General features: G+C 45.9%; 19 protein-coding genes and 2 pseudogenes. 11 read left to right on the top strand and 10 right to left on the bottom strand.

Translation table 11 applies throughout. The features are described from left to right. The first annotated feature begins 34 nt into the window (after positions 1-34). The 6 genes from modB (at position 35) to IQ270_RS07675 (ending at position 8,363) form a co-directional block, all read left to right on the top strand. Positions 35-1,945 carry a molybdate ABC transporter permease subunit gene (gene modB, locus IQ270_RS07700; protein WP_193972644.1) on the top strand — a complete coding sequence of 637 codons (1,911 nt, stop codon included), beginning with the start codon at positions 35-37 and terminating at the stop codon, positions 1,943-1,945. A 45-nt stretch (positions 1,946-1,990) separates the two neighbouring features. Further along, positions 1,991-2,389 (top strand): peptide-methionine (R)-S-oxide reductase MsrB, encoded by a 399-nt coding sequence (msrB, locus tag IQ270_RS07695; RefSeq protein WP_193972643.1) that lies wholly within the window; start codon positions 1,991-1,993, stop codon positions 2,387-2,389. 224 nt (positions 2,390-2,613) lie between these two features. Then, positions 2,614-3,342 (top strand): UMP kinase, encoded by a 729-nt coding sequence (gene pyrH, locus IQ270_RS07690; protein ID WP_193972667.1) that lies wholly within the window; start codon positions 2,614-2,616, stop codon positions 3,340-3,342. Continuing rightward, positions 3,329-3,877: a ribosome recycling factor gene (gene frr / locus IQ270_RS07685; protein WP_193972642.1), complete on the top strand. Its 549-nt coding sequence runs from the start codon at positions 3,329-3,331 to the stop codon at positions 3,875-3,877. The genes pyrH and frr overlap by 14 nt, the downstream gene beginning before the upstream one ends. 688 nt (positions 3,878-4,565) lie before the next feature. Further along, a complete protein-coding gene (locus IQ270_RS07680; protein WP_193972641.1) occupies positions 4,566-5,021 on the top strand; it encodes an NADAR family protein in 456 nt (151 codons plus the stop codon). 363 nt (positions 5,022-5,384) lie between these two features. Next, entirely contained in the window at positions 5,385-8,363 is a 2,979-nt protein-coding gene (locus IQ270_RS07675; RefSeq protein ID WP_193972640.1) for a GAF domain-containing protein, read from the top strand. A gap of 72 nt (positions 8,364-8,435) precedes the next feature. Here the strand turns inward: IQ270_RS07675 and IQ270_RS07670 are convergent, their stop codons facing one another. The 4 genes from IQ270_RS07670 to IQ270_RS07655 all read right to left on the bottom strand — a co-directional run bounded on the left by IQ270_RS07670 (position 8,436) and on the right by IQ270_RS07655 (position 12,113). Further along, positions 8,436-9,044, bottom strand: coding sequence for a DUF4276 family protein (locus IQ270_RS07670; RefSeq protein ID WP_193972639.1), 609 nt, complete (start codon positions 9,042-9,044; stop codon positions 8,436-8,438). 138 nt (positions 9,045-9,182) lie between these two features. Then, positions 9,183-10,100 (bottom strand): AAA family ATPase, encoded by a 918-nt coding sequence (locus IQ270_RS07665; RefSeq protein WP_339384377.1) that lies wholly within the window; start codon positions 10,098-10,100, stop codon positions 9,183-9,185. Positions 10,101-10,467: 367 nt separating this feature from the next. Further along, a complete protein-coding gene (locus IQ270_RS07660; RefSeq protein WP_193972638.1) occupies positions 10,468-11,241 on the bottom strand; it encodes a pentapeptide repeat-containing protein in 774 nt (257 codons plus the stop codon). Positions 11,242-11,468: 227 nt separating this feature from the next. Then, positions 11,469-12,113, bottom strand: coding sequence for a pentapeptide repeat-containing protein (locus IQ270_RS07655; protein WP_193972666.1), 645 nt, complete (start codon positions 12,111-12,113; stop codon positions 11,469-11,471). A 1,095-nt stretch (positions 12,114-13,208) separates the two neighbouring features. Here IQ270_RS07655 and IQ270_RS07650 point away from each other — a divergent pair. Further along, on the top strand, positions 13,209-13,646 hold the full coding sequence (locus IQ270_RS07650; protein WP_193972637.1) for a helix-turn-helix domain-containing protein: 438 nt from the start codon (positions 13,209-13,211) through the stop codon (positions 13,644-13,646). A 250-nt stretch (positions 13,647-13,896) separates the two neighbouring features. On the opposite strand, the gene IQ270_RS07645 is transcribed toward IQ270_RS07650, so the two are convergent. Beyond that, positions 13,897-14,250: a metal-sensitive transcriptional regulator gene (locus IQ270_RS07645; protein WP_193972636.1), complete on the bottom strand. Its 354-nt coding sequence runs from the start codon at positions 14,248-14,250 to the stop codon at positions 13,897-13,899. Positions 14,251-14,520: 270 nt separating this feature from the next. Between IQ270_RS07645 and IQ270_RS07640 the strand changes: the two genes are divergently transcribed. After that, on the top strand, positions 14,521-15,798 hold the full coding sequence (locus IQ270_RS07640; RefSeq protein ID WP_193972635.1) for an HhoA/HhoB/HtrA family serine endopeptidase: 1,278 nt from the start codon (positions 14,521-14,523) through the stop codon (positions 15,796-15,798). 395 nt (positions 15,799-16,193) lie between these two features. Here the strand turns inward: IQ270_RS07640 and IQ270_RS31840 are convergent, their stop codons facing one another. From IQ270_RS31840 to IQ270_RS32250, 4 genes are all read right to left on the bottom strand, one after another. Beyond that, positions 16,194-16,322 (bottom strand): hypothetical protein, encoded by a 129-nt coding sequence (locus IQ270_RS31840; protein WP_255532385.1) that lies wholly within the window; start codon positions 16,320-16,322, stop codon positions 16,194-16,196. A 15-nt stretch (positions 16,323-16,337) separates the two neighbouring features. Beyond that, positions 16,338-16,505 carry a photosystem II assembly protein Psb34 gene (locus tag IQ270_RS07635; protein WP_193972634.1) on the bottom strand — a complete coding sequence of 56 codons (168 nt, stop codon included), beginning with the start codon at positions 16,503-16,505 and terminating at the stop codon, positions 16,338-16,340. Positions 16,506-16,586: 81 nt separating this feature from the next. After that, on the bottom strand, positions 16,587-17,618 hold the full coding sequence (locus IQ270_RS07630; RefSeq protein ID WP_305076207.1) for a thiazole synthase: 1,032 nt from the start codon (positions 17,616-17,618) through the stop codon (positions 16,587-16,589). Further along, the gene (locus tag IQ270_RS32250) at positions 17,602-18,111 is read right to left on the bottom strand and encodes a hypothetical protein (RefSeq protein WP_193972633.1); all 510 of its coding nucleotides are present in this window, start codon (positions 18,109-18,111) and stop codon (positions 17,602-17,604) included. The genes IQ270_RS07630 and IQ270_RS32250 overlap by 17 nt, the downstream gene beginning before the upstream one ends. 45 nt (positions 18,112-18,156) lie before the next feature. On the opposite strand from IQ270_RS32250, the gene IQ270_RS07620 reads away from it, so the two are divergent. Further along, positions 18,157-18,858 carry a Crp/Fnr family transcriptional regulator gene (locus tag IQ270_RS07620; RefSeq protein WP_193972632.1) on the top strand — a complete coding sequence of 234 codons (702 nt, stop codon included), beginning with the start codon at positions 18,157-18,159 and terminating at the stop codon, positions 18,856-18,858. 125 nt (positions 18,859-18,983) lie between these two features. On the opposite strand, the pseudogene IQ270_RS30780 reads toward IQ270_RS07620, so the two are convergent. Beyond that, positions 18,984-19,282: pseudogene (locus tag IQ270_RS30780) on the bottom strand (cupin domain-containing protein). A 121-nt stretch (positions 19,283-19,403) separates the two neighbouring features. Between IQ270_RS30780 and IQ270_RS07610 the strand changes: the two are divergent. Together IQ270_RS07610 and IQ270_RS07605 are read left to right on the top strand one after the other, a co-directional pair. After that, positions 19,404-19,607: a hypothetical protein gene (locus IQ270_RS07610; RefSeq protein ID WP_193972630.1), complete on the top strand. Its 204-nt coding sequence runs from the start codon at positions 19,404-19,406 to the stop codon at positions 19,605-19,607. Between the two features lie 128 nt (positions 19,608-19,735). Further along, positions 19,736-20,033, top strand: a pseudogene (locus IQ270_RS07605) (hypothetical protein); the annotation flags it as partial.

The following is a 20,033-nucleotide window of genomic DNA, read 5'->3' as shown; positions in this document are numbered from 1 at the left end:
AATTATTTAAAACTACCCATAGTTAATCCAAAATATGGAATTTGACTTATCTCCATTATGGATATCTCTAAAATCCTCCGCTATTGCGACATTTATCACCTTTTTCCTGGGAATATCCGCCGCCCGGTGGATGCTTTCTACTCGCATCCGAGGTAAAGCCTTGATTGAGGCCATTTTCATATCTCCCTTGGTTTTGCCGCCGACAGTTGTGGGATTTTTGCTGCTGCTGCTGTTTGGGAGAAATGGGGCGATCGGTCAATTGCTGCTAAAATTTGACTTAACTATAATTTTTACTTGGCAAGCTGCCGTCCTTACAGCCACAGTCGTATCATTTCCGCTGATGTACAAAACTGCTTTGGCAGCTTTTGAACAAATTGATGTCAATTTGCTCAACGCAGCCCGCACTTTGGGCGCTTCGGAACAAACTGTCTTTTGGCGGATTGTGTTTCCGCTAGCATGGCCGGGAATTTTAGCAGGCACTATTCTGGCATTTACCCGCGCTTTGGGTGAATTCGGCGCGACTTTGATGTTAGCTGGGAATATTCCCGGACAAACTCAAACTATCCCGATGGCAATTTATTTTGCTGTGGAAGCTGGGGATATGAGGCAAGCTGCTATTTGGGTTTTGATTATTCTGAGTATTTCTATTAGCGTGCTAACTGCTGTTAATTTTTGGACTGATTTACAAAGAATTTCGCCCCAGCCAACTCCCAACTCTCGGAATCCTAAATCAGCCCAAAATTTGGTGCATCGTTCTAATCGAGACGGGCAAGATGCCCATCCCACAACTAATTTAGGATTGGCATATCAAGGGCAATCTAATATTTCCAAATCTTGGCGTTTTTCTGGAAAAAGTTACTACAATAAAACATCAGAAATCGGACTTGTTTTAAATATCTTTAAACCTCTTTCTGGCTTTGCCTTGGATGTCGGCTTCGATATCGGTCAAGAAGTGCTGGGAATTCTGGGTGCGTCGGGTTCTGGCAAGAGCATGACTCTGCGCTGTATCGCCGGTTTGGAAACTCCCGGCAGCGGTAAAATAGCAGTGAACGGTAAGGTTTTATTTGACTCGGCAGAGGGTATTAATATCCCTTCTAAAGACCGCCACATTGGTTTTTTGTTTCAAAACTATGCTTTGTTTCCTCACCTGACTGTGGCTGAAAATATTGCTTTTGGCTTGCATAATTTATCTAAAAGCGAACAAAAACTTCGAGTCAAAGAACAGCTAGTTTCGGTGCAAATGTTGGGACTAGAAAACCGCTACCCGCACGAACTTTCGGGAGGTCAGCAGCAGCGGGTGGCTTTGGCAAGGGCGATCGCCCCTGCTCCCGAATTGCTGCTGTTAGATGAGCCGTTTTCTGCTTTGGACACTCACTTGCGGAGTCAACTGGAACGCGAGTTAATGCAGACTCTGGCTAATTATGGGGGAATTACTTTGTTTGTCAGCCACAATTTAGAGGAAGTTTATCGGGTGTGCAAAAATCTGTTGGTGTTGGCTGAGGGAATACCGATCGCCTTTGATACCAAGGAGCATATTTTCGATCGCCCGTGCAACTTCACCGTCGCCCAGTTAACGGGCTGCAAGAACTTCTCTGCTGCTAAACCGGTTGCTGAAACTGTCGTCGAGGCGATCGGCTGGGGCTGCGATCTGACTGTAGTCGAACCAATTCCCAAATCTTTAGTTTCTGTCGGAATTCGAGCTCATCAAATCAGTTTTGTTAGCCGGTGCGATCGCGAAAATACTTTTGCTTGTTGGATCGCCTCAACTGTAGAAACTCCGCACCGAGTCACATTATATCTCAAATTGCACTCGCCTCCCAATGATTCGCCAGATTATCACTTGCAAGCTGAAGTTTTCAAGGAAAAGTGGCGGGCAATTAAGGACAATCCTTTTCCCTGGTATGTTCATTTGGAGCCAATTAGGTTAATATTAATGGAGGCATGAGTCAACAGCTAACAGTTAACAGTCAACAGTGAACAACATTAAATTATGACAGACAAAGTGCAAAAAACAGATGCCGAATGGCAGCAGCAACTCACACCAGAACAGTTCAAAGTCACCCGAAAAAAGGGAACAGAAAGAGCTTTTAGTGGCGAGTATCACGACAACAAAAAACCGGGAACTTATAAGTGCATTTGCTGTGGCACGGAGCTATTTAAATCTGAAACAAAATACGATTCTGGTACTGGTTGGCCGAGTTTCTACGCTCCTATTAACGAAGAAAATGTCAAGAATGAGTCGGACAACAGCTTGTTCATGCGCCGCACTGAGGTACTGTGCGCTGTCTGCGACGCTCATCTCGGTCACGTATTTAACGACGGGCCCAAACCCACCGGTCAGCGTTACTGCATGAATTCCGCTGCTCTTAATTTCGTCCCCAAAGATTAAATTGCGTCGGCATTTCTCGCGCCCGGTGCCTGCAAAAAACCCGGTTTGTTCCTGAACTTTCTTTGATTGCTCAAAACGAAGATTTTGCCGAAAAACCGGGTTTTTATCCTTTCCCAGCAAGGTATTCTGGAACCAGCCCAAAAGTCTGTTCCAGACAATTGATGTTCAAAATGCACCCTGGCTGCTATCTTATGGTGGAGACAAAAAGCAAAAATAGTGGCGGCATGGGGATGGTTTATCAGCGGGTTTTGCTGAAACTCAGCGGTGAAGCGCTGATGGGCAGCTTGGGCTACGGTATCGATCCGGTAGTGGTTGGGTCGATCGCCCAGGAAGTGGCAAAAGTAGTTTCCGAAGGCATTCAAATTGCGATAGTTGTCGGCGGCGGCAACATTTTTCGCGGCGTGAAAGCTGCTTCGGCAGGGATGGATCGGGCAACGGCTGATTATGTGGGCATGATCGCTACGGTGATGAATGCTATCACTTTGCAGGATGCCCTGGAACAAGCAGGAGTGCCAACGAGGGTGCAATCGGCGATCGCCATGCAAGAAGTAGCTGAACCCTACATCCGGCGGCGGGCAATTCGCCACCTCGAAAAAAAACGGGTAGTGATTTTTGGTGCCGGTTCTGGCAATCCTTTTTTTACTACTGACACTACCGCCGCATTGCGGGCGGCTGAAATCGATGCAGAGGTGATTTTTAAAGCTACTAAGGTGGATGGGGTCTACGATTCCGACCCCCATATCAACCCCAACGCGCGCAGGTATAAAACCCTCACCTACGCCCACGTCTTGAACCAAGACTTGCGGGTGATGGACAGTACCGCGATCGCCCTGTGCAAAGAAAATAATATTCCTATTATGGTATTTGACCTCTCGGTATCGGGCAACATTTATCGAGCTGTAATGGGAGAATCTATTGGAACTATTGTAGGAGGAGTTTGTGAAGTTAGCTGAAGCAGAAGATCATATGCAAAAGGCAGTTGAGGCTACTCAACGGTCTTTTAATACGATCAGGACGGGACGGGCAAATGCCTCTCTCCTCGATCGAGTCATGGTAGATTACTACGGAGCTCCAACTCCCATCAAATCCCTTGCCAACATCGGCACGCCTGATGCGACTACCATCAACATTCAACCGTTCGATCGCACAGCGCTGACCTCGATCGAAAAAGCAATTTCCCTCTCAGATGTAGGACTCGTACCCAACAACGACGGTTCAGTTATTCGCTTGAACATTCCGCCCCTGACTAGCGAGAGACGCCAAGAATTTGTCAAAATGGCCTCGAAGTTTGCCGAAGAAGGTAAAGTTGCAATTCGCAATATCCGCCGCGATGCCGTTGACTCGATTCGCAAACAGGAAAAAAGCAGCGATATCTCTAAAGATGAATCGCGAGACTTGCAAGATAAAATTCAAAAGCTGACTGACAAGTATGTCGCCAAAATAGAAGAAGTTCTAGCAGCGAAAGAGAAAGATATCACGACAGTTTAGCAAATGGAAAATTGGGCTAAGCTATTACGCATTTAAACCAATAACGACTGAGGTAGGGTGCGTCAGAAGCGAACACTTGCTAGATTTGCGAAATTTTTATGTACGCTTTGCACCTTACTATCCTCTTTTAAATGCCGAACAGCATAGGGAAGTTGCACCAATTTTAGAACAACAAAACTGGGCGGTTGAAACCGCTTCTATACAAACAAAAACCCACGATAGCGGGTTTGAAGAAGGCGCGGTTTAAATTACGTTGTTTTCTTTACACCGCCTCTGCGGACGCAAGTTTGTGCAAACCTGGTTTCAGCCGCCCTCTTCAGCTTTTGAGCATTTAAATTGTGTGTTAAAAAGCGATCGAATCACGAATGGGGTGCGGTTCAAAGCCCGCCCTGAATATGCAATTTAAATCCGCAGCCGCTTAGATCGTATGCGTTCGGATGACCATCATTAAGATTGGTTCGATCGTGAGGAATGCAAGTTCTCTGACGGTCGCCACTTGCATTCCCACAGATCGAGCCTTTTTTATTTCAGGTAATCAACACTCAACAGTCAACAGTCAACAGTCAACTTCTTCCATCTTCCTTTTCCTATAAAATCGTGGACGGTTGCATCGGAACCATAAAATCGAGTCAACAGTCAACAGTCACCTGACGGTGCAACCGGAATTGATCTAAAATCTCAAATAATTATGATAATTTATTTTTATAAAGTAGAGAAGCCTTACGGCTGCTTTTCCAATTTTTCACCGCACGACATTTTCCTGTGCGGTCAAAATTGGTTGACTGTAGAACATTACTATCAAGCCCAAAAATTTGTCGGTAGCGCCGATAGAAGATTAGTGGCGGCGATTCGAGGTGTACCAACTCCTCAAGAAGCAGCCAAATTAGGTCGCGATCCCAACCACCGCGTGCGCGACGATTGGGAAGCCGTGAAAGTTCCGATTATGCGCGAAGCAATTTTAACTAAGTTTCTCACTCATCCAGACATTCAAGCTATTCTCGTCGGCACAGGGGATCGAGTGATCGTAGAGGATTCGCCAACGGATTACTACTGGGGCGGAGGCTGCGACGGCACCGGCCAAAATCACTTGGGTAAAATTTTGATGAGTGTCCGCAGCGAAATTTGTCAGCGTCGGGCGGGCTGATAGAAGCTCAAATTTATTTTTTTTGATTATATGAAGTTATACAAACAAATGTCAAGTTAGTTTAAGCATCAATAATTATAAGAATGAGATTTGAAGATTGCTAGAAATTTCTGAGAATATTATAATAATAATTATCATTAGATTAAGCCGCTCTGTTTGTTGAAGGCAAAAACTAAATCTGCGCGCGCGATCGCACATTTTCCTTCCCCAGCGCCCCAGCGCCGTCTCTAAGTGGCGCGCCACAGATTGATTGTAGAGTTCGGTTAAGTCAAAAACTCAGGCAGGTGCAGTGCGTGTTCGATCGCTCCGGCAGCAGATCAAAACTTCTTATTTTTACCCTAATTGTATGACGACAGGAGATTTATGCAAGTCACAGAAAATACACAAGAATTAAATCATAAACTAGACAGAGAAATTTTGGTGCGGCGGATAACAGAACGCATCCGCCAATCTCTAGAATTAGAAGATATTTTAACAACTACGGTAGCAGAAGTGCGGTCTTTTTTGAAAACAGACCGCATCATGATTTATAGATTTAGTGCCGACGGCAGTGGAGAAGTTGTTGCCGAATCAATTAATAACAACCGTCTCGCTTCATTGAAAGGCCTACACTTTCCAGCAGACGACATTCCCCCCACCGCCCGGGAGATGTATGTCAGCAAGCGCCAGCGGACGATCGTAGATGTTAACTCCGGGACGATCCTCCTGAGTCCCCTCGATGCGGCCGATACCGGTCAACCCTTAGTAAATGAAGAAATGCACTACCGATCGCTCGATCCTTGCCACACAGCTTACCTGATGGGCATGGGAGTGCAATCTTCCTTAGCCGTGCCGATTTTGCACCGTAGAAGCGTGTGCCCAAACAGCAAAACAGAAATCTGCCAGGCCCCCGCCTGCGTGACTAGATACGAGCCTGGAAACGATCGTCAAACTCATATCGAACTGTGGGGACTGTTAGTGGCTCACCACTCCATCCCCCGCAATATTTCACCAACAGATTTAGACGTAGTTCAGCTCGTAGCAGATCAATTGTCAAATGCCATCGGCCACTCGATCCTGCTGCATCAAACCCGCTCTCAAGCAGCCCGCGAAGCCACTGTGAGCCACATTGCAGCCTTGTTGTACGGTCACTCCAACATTCAACTGCAACAGGCTTTAGAAGCCACCGTTACCGCCTTGGGCGGCAGCGGTGGCAGGCTTTATCTCAATCCTCGGAATATAAAAAACGGTGAAAAGTTATCGGTTCCCAAGAGCGATCGAGCATCTTCTGAACTGTTCAAAACAGGCGAGCAACCCGCACTCATCAACTGGGAAACACCCAGGGAACTAGAAGCTCATCCGCTTTGGCAGCAATGGCTGAGCGCCGGATTCCAAAACACCGAAAAACTTTCCAACTTGCCAAGTTTTACTAATTCTCAATTGCCAGCTTGGATAATTACCGACTTATACAAAGTACCTCAACTTAGAGTTTTATTTCCAGCTTTCCAATCAACTAAAATTCGGGGTTTGCTAGTAATTCCCCTCCACTACCAACAACAAGTAGTCGGCTGTTTGACCATTTTTCGCAATGAAATTGATACCGAAAAAATGTGGGCGGGGCGCTTTGACAGCAGCGCCGCACAAACCCTTCCCAGACAATCCTTTGAAGTGTGGCGAGAAATCAAAAAAGGTCAGTCGCCGGAGTGGAATTCCGAGGAGATAGAGCAAGCTTTAGCGATCGTCCGCCAATTTTGTGCCGCCATCGGGCAGTACCTTCTTTATAAACAAGTGCAAGCCCTGAATGCCAACCTGGAGCGCCAAGTTCAACAACGCACCGCCGAATTGCAAAAATCTTTGGACTTTGTTGAAGTGTTGAACAGAGTTAGAGACCAAATTCGCAGCACCTTAGATTTAAAAACCATATTGCAAACTATTGTGCGAGAAGTGAGAGTTTTGCTCGATACCGATCGCACGGTAATCTATCAATTTGCCGCAGCCAAACAAGGCGAGGTAGTTGTCGAAGCTGTTCGCGGCGAGTGGGAGTCAATTTTAGGTCTCAAATCTCCACAAGATTTCTTCCCCGAAGGCTCAGACTGCTTTTACCGAACTGGACGGGTGCGAGCAATTAATGATATTGATACTGATGATTTAACGCCCCCTCACCGCGAATTTTTGGAAAAATTGCAGGTGAGGGGCTGTTTAATTGTGCCGATGATCGGCAAAAATGCCCAATTGTGGGGGTTGCTGATTGCCCACGAGTGTTCCGGGCCGAGGGTTTGGCAAACAGCAGAACAAGAGTTGCTGCAACATTTGGCCTCTCAAGCTGCGATCGCCATTCACCAAGCAGAACTTTATCAAGAAAGTCTCAATGCAGCAACTGCCGATCGAGCAAAAGCCGAACAGCTAGCCAAAACCCTCACAGAACTCAGTAATACCCAAGCCCAACTGATTCAAACCGAAAAAATGTCCAGTCTCGGACAACTCGTGGCCGGAGTCGCCCACGAAATCAACAACCCAGTTAACTTTATCTACGGCAATCTTTCCCACGCCAGCGAATACAGCAAAGATTTGCTCTGCTTGGTGGAACTCTACCGCCAGAACTACCCCAATCCCAACCCAGAAATTAGCGAGTGTTCCGAAGCCATCGACGTTGAATTTCTAGCCGCAGATTTGCCCAAAATTTTGGGCTCGATGAAAGTCGGAGTTGAGCGAATCCGCCAGTTAGTGGTATCTTTGCGAAATTTTTCCCGGCTGGATCAAACTCAAAAGAAACCTGTCGATCTTCACGAAGGCATCGAAAGTACCCTGTTGATTTTGCAGCACCGGATCAAAGCCCAGCCCGATCGCGAAACCGTAAAAATCATCAAAGAATACGGCAACTTGCCCTTAGTAGAATGCTATGCCAGCTCCCTAAATCAGGTATTTATGAATCTGATCGGCAATGCCATTGACGCTCTAGAAATGGGACAAAAAGACCAAATCATCAATATTCCCGGACTCGATGCAAGAGCAGCGGCGACATATTTAAGCTCCCAAGAACAGGCGATCGAACCCGTAAAGATAAATCGCAGCACCGAGTCTTTGATTCCTGATTTTCCATCCCCTTGCATTCGGATCCGCACCGAATTAATCGATGAAAAAACAGTAGGAATTTGCATTGCCGACAACGGTCACGGCATCCCCAAAGAGTTAATTTCTCACATATTTAATCCGTTTTTTACTACAAAACCCGTCGGTCGGGGGACAGGGTTAGGACTGTCTATCAGTTATCAAATTGTAGTTGAAAAACACCAAGGGATACTCAAGTGTGTTTCTCTACCGGGTCGCGGTACAGAATTCTGGATCGAGATTCCCATGAATTAACTACAACAACTTAAAAGCCTGAACACCCAGAGCCCCGACTTCTTTAAGAAATCGGCGCTCTAACATCGGACATCAATAAATTATTTTATCTTCATCGCAGAGAGAGATAATTCGATTCACAAAAGCTTTTAGCTCTGGACAAGCTTGAATCGCAATCATCAGATCGTTGTCTTTCAAAATAGCCACTCCATCAATCACTTTGTTATAGTCTCTTCTACATTGTCCCGAGCTAAAAATCTCCTTAATCCGATCGGAAGGTGCGTTTTGGTGATTCACAGTTTCAGGTAAACCGCTAGGAGCAGAACGGTTGTGTTTCGCCAGCTTCTGGATAGTTGTCCAGTAGGGAAGAAGCCATGCTTCAAAATCATGTAATGCTGTGTGAGGATAAAATTTTGGGTTTTTATCTACCCATCTCCTCATTTTATCTTTAGCATCATTCGCATCTTTAAAGTCCTGCTTTCCCGTATAAACGTCTGTAAGTGCAATTACAGCATCATAGCCATCATTATCGAGGAGATTTTCAACAATAAGCTTGAGTTCCGCTTCCTTGGGAATTCCACCATGTTGTGGTTTAAAGTCGAGTCTTGGCATTTTTTGCTCTAAACGACTTTGCAGAAACTCACGAAGCTTTTTTCTAAATGCCATTTCAGTAGCTCCTTCAACCAAAATAGCAATTTTCATGGACGGCCACCCATTACATTCATTGCCCAAAGCTGGTCAAGACTGTAATCTTCTAACCATTTATCCAGGTTAAGAGTGTCAGCCCACCTCATTTTTGCCTCACCTTCTTCTAGCTCACACACCAAAACCTCATCTGGCTTAAGAAATCTGATACAGTCTATCTGAATGTGTTGCAACTATCAGTTGAGTGTGTTTTGAAGCTTCTCTCATTAGATAAACCAAGTGTCTTAAAAGCTCCGGGTGCAGGCTCACTTCTGGTTCATCTAGCAACGTAATAGTTGTTAAAGTTTGACTTTGCAGGAGCGCAACCAACCAAAGGAAACGCAGCGTTCCCTCTGATAACTCATGAATATAGAAAGGCTGAGAAAAATTTCGATCTTTCCAAGTCATAGACATAGTTCCTGCGGCAACCGGAGGGAAGTTTAATCGCTCGAAATCAGGAAACGCAGCAGAAATGATATTTTCAACCATTTCAAAACGGTCTGGATCGGTTTCCCGAAGGTCATAAAGACAGGAAACCAGGTTTTCACCGCTGGCCCCAGGCAACTTTGCAGGGCGCATTGCTTGAGGTAAACGGATTGGACTTTTCTCTGAAACATCGAGTGCTCCATAATATGTGCAAGAAGCAAGGCTCTTTCTCAGGTTCTCTGGTTCGCGATACATTTTAGGAACTTGAGAAAGCGATGTTTCAAGAGGATTGTGCTCCCAAGTCGGTCTCACAAATCCACTGCTTTCTTCTTGAGAATATTTAATATCAAAACCTTCTGATTCAATATACTTGAATGGTTCAGCTCTGTGGGGATTTCTCTGCTGTGTTAAAGATTCGTCTCTAACTTCATAAGATAAACCTTTGGGTGACAATGTTAAGCTGTACTTCAAAGGTTGTTCCTTTGGCACTTCCATTGAAATTTCAATTTCAAGTTCTTGTACTTTACTTCTTGTCAAAATTTCATTCAAGCCGCCTTTAAGTTGCAATAAATTCTGTAAATTTCCACTTGCTGAAGCGGCTAGTATTGAAAGAACATCTAAAAAAAGTTTTTCCTGCTCCGTTTGCACCAATCATGACGATGAGATTTCTCATGTCAAGCTCAATATTTTGAAGACGTCGAAAACCCCTTACTGATATATTTTCAAATCTATTCATACTACTAACCATTATTACTATCAATAGTGAAACTAGCCTAGACAGATATATCCAGACTAGGCTAAGTATAGCGGTTCTCAAAAAGGTGAGGTATGCCCGATGCCCGATGCCCGATGCCCGATGCCCGATGCCCACGAGAGTACCTCATCTTTCTGACAAAGGCTATATATCTGCCTTAGATACTTTAGGGGTTTGATAAAGCCAGATGGGTGTATGAAACGCTCTGCATCGCTTGGGTTGGCGCAACATAAGTCGTTGGAGCAGGCCGTTGACAAGTCCTCAAGGCAAGAGTATCTTCACCAGAACCGAACCGATCGATCCTAGAAGACTCATAAAGTCGCCGCCCCCAGTGCGCGGCTCCGTTGGCTTTTGGCGGGCCACAATTGCTTTGGCTAACTGCTTCGACAACTCCTGACCTTGGGGATTTCCTTGAGCTGCAAAGAGTTGGTTTGCTCTGGCCGCGTCTTGACTTGCGCCGCCGAAGTCTCCCAAGTCAGCCCGAGACATACTGCGCGCAAAATAAATGGCGGCTACATCGGATTTCAAATTCAGGGCTTGATTGTAATAATCGATCGCGTTTCTGTAGTTTCCCGCTTGAGCTTCCTGGACTCCCAACCGGTAGAAATCTTCAGCGGTGCCGATATTAGTTGGCATTCCCCTAACTCCCAGCAGTTGGGCGTTAGTTAAATTAGTGTCGGTTAAATTTGCATTGCTGAGATAGGCGCTTCTCAAGTCAGCACCGCTGAGGTTGGCTCCGCTGAGGTTGGCCCCCGTCAGGTTGACACCAAACAAACTGGTGCCGGTGAGGTTGGCTCCGCTGAGATCCGCTCCGGTGAGGTTGGCTCGGCTGAGGTTCGCCAATCTCAAGTCAGCACCTTTAAGATTTGCTCCTGTTAAGTTTGCTAAAACCAGACCTGCACTGCTGAGGTCGCAGTTGGGGCACTCTCGGGTGGCTAGCAATTGTTGGGTGTGTTGGATGTTTTCGGCGGGTGCAGGAGCGATCGGGGCGATGGCGCTCAGCAGCGTTAAAGCAGCGAGGATTCTAAGTTTCATTTTAACCGTCCAAAATCCCAAATATTAAATCTAAAATAGCTTTTCTCGAAGCAATTGAAAATCACCATAACACAAGTTCACCCAACAAATCTTTTGACTTGCCGGATGTAGGAGTTTTGTGCGCCACAAGCACCTTAAAAAGATTTTGCTTCCCATACATTAGGGTAATGAAAACCTCATTACCCTTTAGCCACAGTTCTCGGCAAGCATAAGATTTAACAAATAAGTTAGTCGTGGATCGTGCCGTCGGGCATCGTCGTACCCTTAAGATATACTCCGCTCAGGTTGACTTTTGTCAGGTTTGCTCCCAGCAGGTTGGCCCCGCTTAAGTCTGACGCACTTAAAATCGCTTCAGTCAAATCCGCCCTAATTAGGCTCGCTCCCATTAAGTCGGCTCCGCTGAGGTCTACTTTGCTCAGGTTTGCGCCAATTAAATCGGATTCTGTGAGAACTGCCCTGCGTAAGTTTACTCCGTAAAGATTTACTCCGTGCAAGTCTGCGCGGCACAGTATTGCCCGAGATATATTGGCTCCAATTAAAGTTGCTTGGACCAGGGAAGCTCCGCTCAAGTCTGCTTTGCTGAGGTTGGCTCCCATCAACTCAGCTCGATACAGGTTAGCTTCAGCTAAAAGTGCTTCTGTCAAGTCCGCTCCTCCTAAGTCGGCTCTGCTCAAATCGATTTTGGACAAATTGGCTTTGCCAAAGTTGACTCTGCTGAGTTTGGCTTTGCTGAGATTGGCTCCAATCAAGTCAGCTTCATACAGAGAAGCTCCAATCAATTCTGCTTCGTAGAGGTAGACTTGGTGCAGGTAGACCCCGCTAAAGTTTCTTTCTCCTATTGCGTATAGCTTGAGCAGTTCGTCAACGTTCATTGTGGCTTCTCTACACCTTTTAAATGCAGAATACTGTCCGCTTGCTGGTTGCACCGGATGTTCTGCCATTTGAGATTTTAGACGCTGACACATTCACACCCAGCCTGAGAGTTCCCTCAACCTGCAAGGTTTGAGAATAAATTAGATGGTTTGGCGAGGGTGAAGGACGAAACTATACGATATTTTGCTGTGAATTAAAATAACAATTAAAAATTTTTCACAACCAGGTCGATCGCACTTGGCAACTAAATCAATAGATTTTAGCTCGAAAGTGCGATCGAAGCCATAACTTTTTGTATGTTTCTGAGTTGAGGGAGTAGCGGTGTGATAAAGATCGCCAATTAATGTTAGTATGATCACACATAAACAACTGTTTCGATCACGACAGATCCAAAAAAATAGCAGATAGTGGTACTGTACTGAGGGAAATTGACAATTCCACCGCCTGCGTGTTTTACTCAAAAAACGAATGATCGTTCGAGTAGTTTTACAGAGACCTGCTCGGGGCAGGAAAGTCGGTTGCAGCGTCACTTGACGCGACCTATTCAGGCTGATGAAAGTCCTAATGTCCCAGGATTTATCGCACAGCGACAGCCAGAAAAGCACTTCTGGGTACAGGGAAATGTATGTGTAAAATTTCGATCGCTGGCGTGCAGACCAAGCCTGTTTACTAGAGGCTAATGATTAAAAGTTGCCAATACCTGCACAAAAGTTACCAACAAGCACCAGGAAAACCATGATATGTGTTTAGTAAAAAGAGAATCAATGGTATTCCTTAAAAGTCAACTATTGCACCCAATGTAGCAGTCGAACGGTGAACTGATATCAGTTCACCATGAGGCTTGTGCGATCGAATACAAAAGTGACAAACAAATCAGGTTTTTTACCAGAAAAAACTTGGTAGCAGTCATTGCTCCAGGCTAAACAAAGAAACGGCTTGCGCTCGTTTAAGTAAGTCCTGGACTGAAAAAGTTTAATTGAGCTCGCTAGTGTATTGCTTTTTTAGCAAACAAAAGGCGAGCGTTTAGGATGGGGCAGATTTTGCTCCCTTTTCAAACAAAGCTATTGTAGAACGCAAATCGTGAGGTAATTGGTATGGCTGGAGTATGTAAAATTAGCATCACGGAGACAATTGAAGAACTGAAAAGCTTGTTAAACGAACAAAAAACTGCAAGCGGCTTTCAAAAAATTCAAGCACTTTACTTGTTCAAGACTTGTCACGTTAAGACGGTTAAAGAATTGGCAATGACGATCGGGGTAAACCGAATTACAGTGCAGCGGTGGCTGAGAAAGTACCGATCTGAAGGAATTGAAGGACTCCTGGAAACAAAGCACAGCGGCGGGCGCAAGCCTGCGATTCCTCCTCTAGCCCGCGCTAGTTTGGCAATGCGCCTCAGCGACCCGCAGAAAGGCTTTAAAAGCTACGGAGAAATTCAAGAGTGGTTGCAGCAGGAATACAGTATTGAGGCTTCCTATAAAGCTGTTTACGCAACAGTCAGATATCAGCTAAAAGCCAAGCTGACAAAAGTCTAGACAGTGCCATAGGTGGTCGATTTTTATTGAGTGAGGGATTTTCTGCCGGCGACACAGCCTGCTGTTACTGTTACATGAAGGCAGGAGAATTGGTATAAATTATGCGTGGTGTCGATCGAGCGAGGGGGAGAAGATTTAACGCTTTTTCCCCGTTTTTTAAAGAAAGATGCTTAAAAAATGCGCCATAACTTATAACTTGCAAGTTTTGTCTGACTTGCAGGTTTTGTTATAATGTAAAAATCAGCAGCGATTAAGGCAAAAACCGATCCAAAGCCGCTTTCAACTCTTCTATTTCTGTATCGATGTTGCCTTGTTTCGCCGCTCTAGCAATGCACTCTGTTAAATGTTCGTCAAGGATGATTCTCGCTACGCGATCGAGGGCTCCTCGAACCGCAGCAACTTGTACGAGAACTTCGGGACAGGGACGGTTTTCTTGCACCATTGTTTTAATGCCGCGGACGTGTCCTTCAATCCGAGACAAGCGATTTACCAGCCGTCGCATCGATTCTTCATCGTGATGGTGAGGGTGGGCTGATTCATTGTCGTGATGGTGGTGGGGATTTGAGGGCAAGGATTTGTCAGTAGAAGTATCAGATAGAATCATTGGGGTTATACCATTTGAGATTTTAGATGGGGAATGTATTGATTCCCTAGGAATTGGGGTCGCGGGCCTACTGTCGCATTGTTTTGTGAAACTGACCTTACTAGGGAAATTTTTCCAGTTAAAATTGAAAATATGTTGAATTTGTCCGGGCTGCTGACTCATCTATTCTAATTGTCTAAATATATTTAGGATCTTCATAGTGGCAGATTATTGAGCCCGGACGATCGCACACCTTTACCAGACTAACCCAGACTAACAAAGATTGACGCTATGCGACTATTTAAGTTTTTTCGCCCCGCACCCGGCACCGGTGCTCGTTGGTTCGCCCTAATTTTAGGAATGACGATCGCCCTGAGTGCTCTCTCGATCGATGCTGCACCCGTTTTGGCAACTGAGGGCAAAAATCCGCCCAACTCTGGGAAACAGCCCGAAACAGCCGTGCAGAAAGTACAATCCCAGAGCTTCCCAGCCACCGCCGGGAATCCGCAACTGTTAGCGCTGCGGAGTCCGGAACTGCCGGCGGATACTGGCAGTTTTGTGACGGCGGCAGTCGATCGAGTCGGGCCGGCAGTTGTTCGTATTGATACCGAACGCACAGTCAACCGCAACATCGACCCGTTAATGGAAGACCCATTCTTCCGCAGATTTTTGGGAGAAGATATGCGGAGCGTGACCCCCAGACAAGAACGGTTGCGCGGTCAAGGTTCCGGCTTCATCATTGACAAAAGCGGGATTGTTTTAACCAACGCTCACGTAGTTGACAAAGCCGATCGAGTGACTGTCACCTTAAACGACGGGCGGACATTTCCAGGAGAAGTCCAAGGTACTGACGAAGTAACAGATTTGGCTGTTGTCAAAATTGATACCAAGCAAGCCAACTTGCCTGCCGCAACCCTGGGAGATTCCGATGCGGTGAAAGTAGGAGATTGGGCGATCGCTGTGGGGAACCCCCTCGGATTTGACAACACTGTCACCTTGGGCATTATCAGCACCATCAAACGCTCCAGTGCAGCCGTCGGCATTCCCGACAAGCGGCTCGATTTCATTCAAACCGACGCCGCCATCAATCCCGGCAATTCCGGGGGCCCGCTGTTAAACAGCAGAGGAGAAGTGATTGGGATTAACACTGCGATTCGAGCCGATGCGATGGGTATTGGCTTTGCAATTCCGATCGACAAAGCCAAGGCCATCTACGCGCAGTTAGTCAAGGGAGAACAAGTCAGCCATCCGTTTTTGGGGATTCAAATGATTGCATTGACTCCTGAAATCGCCCGAGAGAATAATTCTGACCCCAATGCTGCTTTGATTGTGCCGGAAGTTAAAGGGGTGTTAGTGATGCGAGTGGTGCAAAATACGCCGGCCGAAAAAGCCGGGATTCGCCAGGGGGATGTCATAGTTCAAATTGACGGCGAGAAAGTGACTGAGGCGGAACAATTGCAAAATTTTGTGGAAAACAGCGAAATCGGTCAAGTTCTGAAGCTGAAGGTGCGCCGCGGTTCGGTGATTAAGGAAGTTGCCGTGACAACTGCTCAATTGAGGGATTTTTAGAGGAGAAGGAAAAGGGGGGAAATCGTTAAAAACCCCTCCTCCGCTCGATCGGGTGGTGGGCTTGACACTCGTCGCCCGATCGGGTACGAGGATTCTTCAGAAATTTCATTATTCCGAATCAAGTCGGATATGTCCTTACGCCGGGATTGCACCGCACTAGGTTGTTTCAACACGCAGATGGTTATTCTTACTTGCTGCTGGAATTATACCAACAAATATTGAAGGCGGTTGAAACCGCTGCCGACTTCTCCCCATGTCTAAAGCCAGGGGGTTGCGTCTCGTTGCTTAGTCAGCCATTGGAGGCAATGCAAGACCAAAACACTATGGAGGCAAGTCTAATGCTGCCCTTGGCGGTTGCCGTTGAATGGGGAAGCCAGCATCGTACTGCTTAACAGTTAATGTGCTGCAAGTAGAAAGGCGCAAATAAACAGCACTGTGTAATGAAATGTCGATCGCGCGCTTTCTATCAAGCGCAACTGCCGAGTGCCGAGTGCCTGAAGCCGATCGCAACGATAAATATTCACGCCGACTTACTTAGTTCACACCGAAGCAGCCACATAAACCAAACCGACTATTAACAGAACTGCTGCAATACCCAGGATGATATAGTTCCGCTGCTGGTTCTGGTTGGGAGGTTCGGCGCCGTACATTTTCGGCTCTTTGGCAAAGTTGTTCAAGCGTCCGTCTTCTTCGGTAGTATAAGGCATCGTCACCAATCCTCTATATTTTTGATTGCCACCACTTTACCAAAAAAATGCTATCAAAGTGCAGCCCTTAAGTTCGGGAATTTATTTTGAGGTGACAGTACCTGTTTGGGGAGAAGAGGCGATCGCGTAATCTTTGACCGGCATTCTTCCCGCTAAGTACGCCAAACGCCCTGCTTCTGCCGCCATTCCCATTGCTTTTGCCATTGCTGGGGAATTTTTGGCATTGGCGATTGCCGAATTAATCAACAGGGCATCTGCTCCCATTTCCATTGCTAGCGCGGCCTCGCTGGGGGTGCCGATCCCGGCATCCACTACCACAGGAACTTTTACCGTATCAATAATTATTTGAATGTTGGCGGCATTGTTGATCCCTTGCCCGGAACCGATGGGCGAACCTAAAGGCATGACAGTCGCACAACCCACTTCTTCTAGGCGTTTTGCCAGCAGGGGATCGGCATTGATGTAAGGTAAAACGGCAAAACCTTCTTTGACTAATTTTTCTGCAGCTTCCAAAGTGCCGATCGGATCGGGCAGCAAATATTTAGCATCGGGAATCACTTCTAGTTTGACAAAATTATTGTCTTCTTGCCCTAAAAGTTTCGCCATTTCCCGGCCCAAACGAGCCACTCTAATCGCCTCATCGGCAGTTTGACAGCCAGCAGTATTGGGCAGCATCCAAATTTTAGTCCAATCCAGAGCCTCCGCCAATCCTTCATGACCGGGAGCATTTGTCTGCACTCGCCGCACAGCTACAGTCACAATTTCGCACCTGCTAGCGTTGACGCTTTGCTGCATTTCTGCAATGCTGCGATATTTTCCCGTCCCCGTCATCAACCGAGAATGAAAAGTTTTGCCGGCAATCACCAGAGGTTTGTCTAAAGGTGGAGTTGCTGTATCTACTGGATAGCCAAAAATGCTGTACTCAAGGGCCTCTTCCCACTGTGTTCTGCCGCCCATCATCTCTTCAAGCTTCCAACCTTCTTCATTTGTCAGCTCATCGCGCGTAACTGCATAAATAATTTGCCCAATTGTAATTAATTTAGCATCTCGCGAGATATTATTTTTTATGCCTGTTTGTATAACTTCTTCAAATTCATTAAAAACGTCTTCCATTTTCCCATTCCTCCCTAGTAATTTCTTGAACTTCTTCGCTATTGAATACTAATATAATAGTCTGAATCAGTTGTCTTTCGTCCCAATAAAAAGCTTTTCTGATGCCGTCATTTATCTTCCAAAACTCGTAGGTTTCTCGGTTGATGTGAATAATAACGGCTGTTGCACCTTGATTTTTTGCCCTACTGATACCTTCTTGAAGTCGATATCTGATGTTTTTAGTAGATTTTGTCAACTCCTTAAATTCGCAAATCTCACCGTCAATCTCAGCATCTGGCGTTCTGACACCCTCTGCTGCTTCCTCGCTCAACATTCTAACTCTCTTCCCTATTTTAGCCAAAACTTCAGCCAGAAAGATTTCCGAATTATTAAGATTGTGTTGTTGGTGAATTAGCACAAATCCGCCAGCTATCTCATCAAAATAATAGCGCCGATATTCTGGTTCTGCATTTTCGTAGATGGCTCTGCTGTTCTCGATATATTCTGAATTCACCGTTACTATACTCTCAATGGACTCGGATCGGGTAGAGTTAAATCTATGAAAGCAACTGTCGAGCAACTAGCCGAAATAGGGATATTTGCCAGCTTAAACCGAACTGAATTGGAACGATTGCAAGAACACACAGCAGTTCGGACTTACCGACAGGGAGAAGTTGTGATGTATGAGGGCGATCGCATCCCCGAAAAATTATACACTCTTTCGATCGGTTCGCTGCAGGTGACAAAAATCGGGGCGGCGGGCAAAGAAACAATTCTCCGCACTTTGTTTCCGGGAGATATGTTTGCCGCACCCGGTTTGGTGGGTAACGGAATGGCCCCGGCAACGGTGACGGCAGAAACTGAGGTGCAAGTTCTTACCACAGAACGGGATTTTTTGCTAGCAGCAATTCGAGAAAATCCTGAGATTGCTTTACGAATATTGGCGGTTTTCAACCAGCGGTTGCAGCAATTGCACGAGACAGTGCACGGTTTGGTGTCGGAAAGGGCGATCGTGCGGCTGGCCAGATTTATTCATTACTTTGCGATCGAGCAAAATACAAAAATTACCGAGAATAGTGTATTTTTAGAAAAACGTTTGCCCTACTATCAAATTGCTCGCAGTATTGGCATCACTTATGAAGAATGCGTGCGGTTGTTTAAAAAACTCAAGTCGGTTGTATCCTACAGTCGAGGCGGTAAAATTGCGGTGTTGGATTGGCAAAAATTGGAGGACATCGCCTCGGGAGAAGAAATAGATTAACGGTTTGTAGTAAGGACTTTAGTCCTGATTAACTACAAACCGTATGGAGAGGACTGAAGTCCTCACTACGAACCTCAGATCGAGGACTGAAGTCCTCACTACGAACTTTAGCTTGATTTAAAGCATTAATGAGGCTCCGAAAATGTCAAGATAAATGCCAAATTTACCTCAGCTTTCAAGGCGTGGAGAGTGCGGGCTGGCATGAAAACAAACACCCCGGTTCCAAGACAATATCCTTACCTTTCAAAGTTAAAATTCCCTTTCCTTCGATTACATTAACTGTGGCATTCCGTGCCGAATTGTGTTCAGAAATTTCTGAAACAGCGGCCAGACAAAGTAAATTGTACTGACAATTCTTGTCTTTGATTAAAACTTGGCTCGACACTCCGGCGGCGGGATATTCAATTGTGTCTCGGAGTTGGATTGCTGAAGATTACAGCGGTAAAAGAGTAGTAGTCATAAATTTTGACTCCCTGAAGATTGTTTTTTGGCACAGATGATGATATAACCTAAATCCTGTTGGTAATGCTGGAAAACTCGACGCATTGCTAAAACTCGATCGCGAATTTGTGATTTACTTACAATATTCCACAAAAGTTCGATCGCCCCTAGGGCCGCACCAACGCCCGATCGACAAACTCCCTATCACCTCTGCTTTGCCAAATTATACCTCCAGGAGACCGGAATTTGACGGACGATCGCACTTACCTGCATTATTTGTGTTCGGAGATAAGCTGTACTGCATTTAAATTGCATATTTGGGGTGATGCTCAAAGCCCACCCCACTAGAGTCTAATTATTTTAGATGCAATTTAAATGCTGATTAGCTTAGCTCGGATTTGCTACAATCTAGTCGCACGCAAAACTAGAAGAGATTATGAGCGAACTGTTAGATGAGACACTTTCTATTGAAATCGCCACTCGCATCAAAAGCAACTCTAAAAATTGCTTTGACAACGCCTGTAAAGCAGCATTAGCCACCGAGGGCGCAATCTACGTCCAAGGCTTTTTAGCTCGACCGGGAGCACCCTACAAACCCATCGAGTATAGCTGGATTGAACTCGGCGAGCGAATTGTTGACCCAACTTTTCCCCACCTCGGTTTCATCGCTGGAGACATTCATTACTTCCCCGCACAGCGATTGAGCGTGAAAAAACTCAAAGCAATCCTAGAAG

Source organism: Microcoleus sp. LEGE 07076 (assembly GCF_015207455.1).
Taxonomy (GTDB): domain Bacteria; phylum Cyanobacteriota; class Cyanobacteriia; order Cyanobacteriales; family Microcoleaceae; genus Microcoleus.
This window is presented reverse-complemented; position numbering and strand designations above follow the sequence as displayed.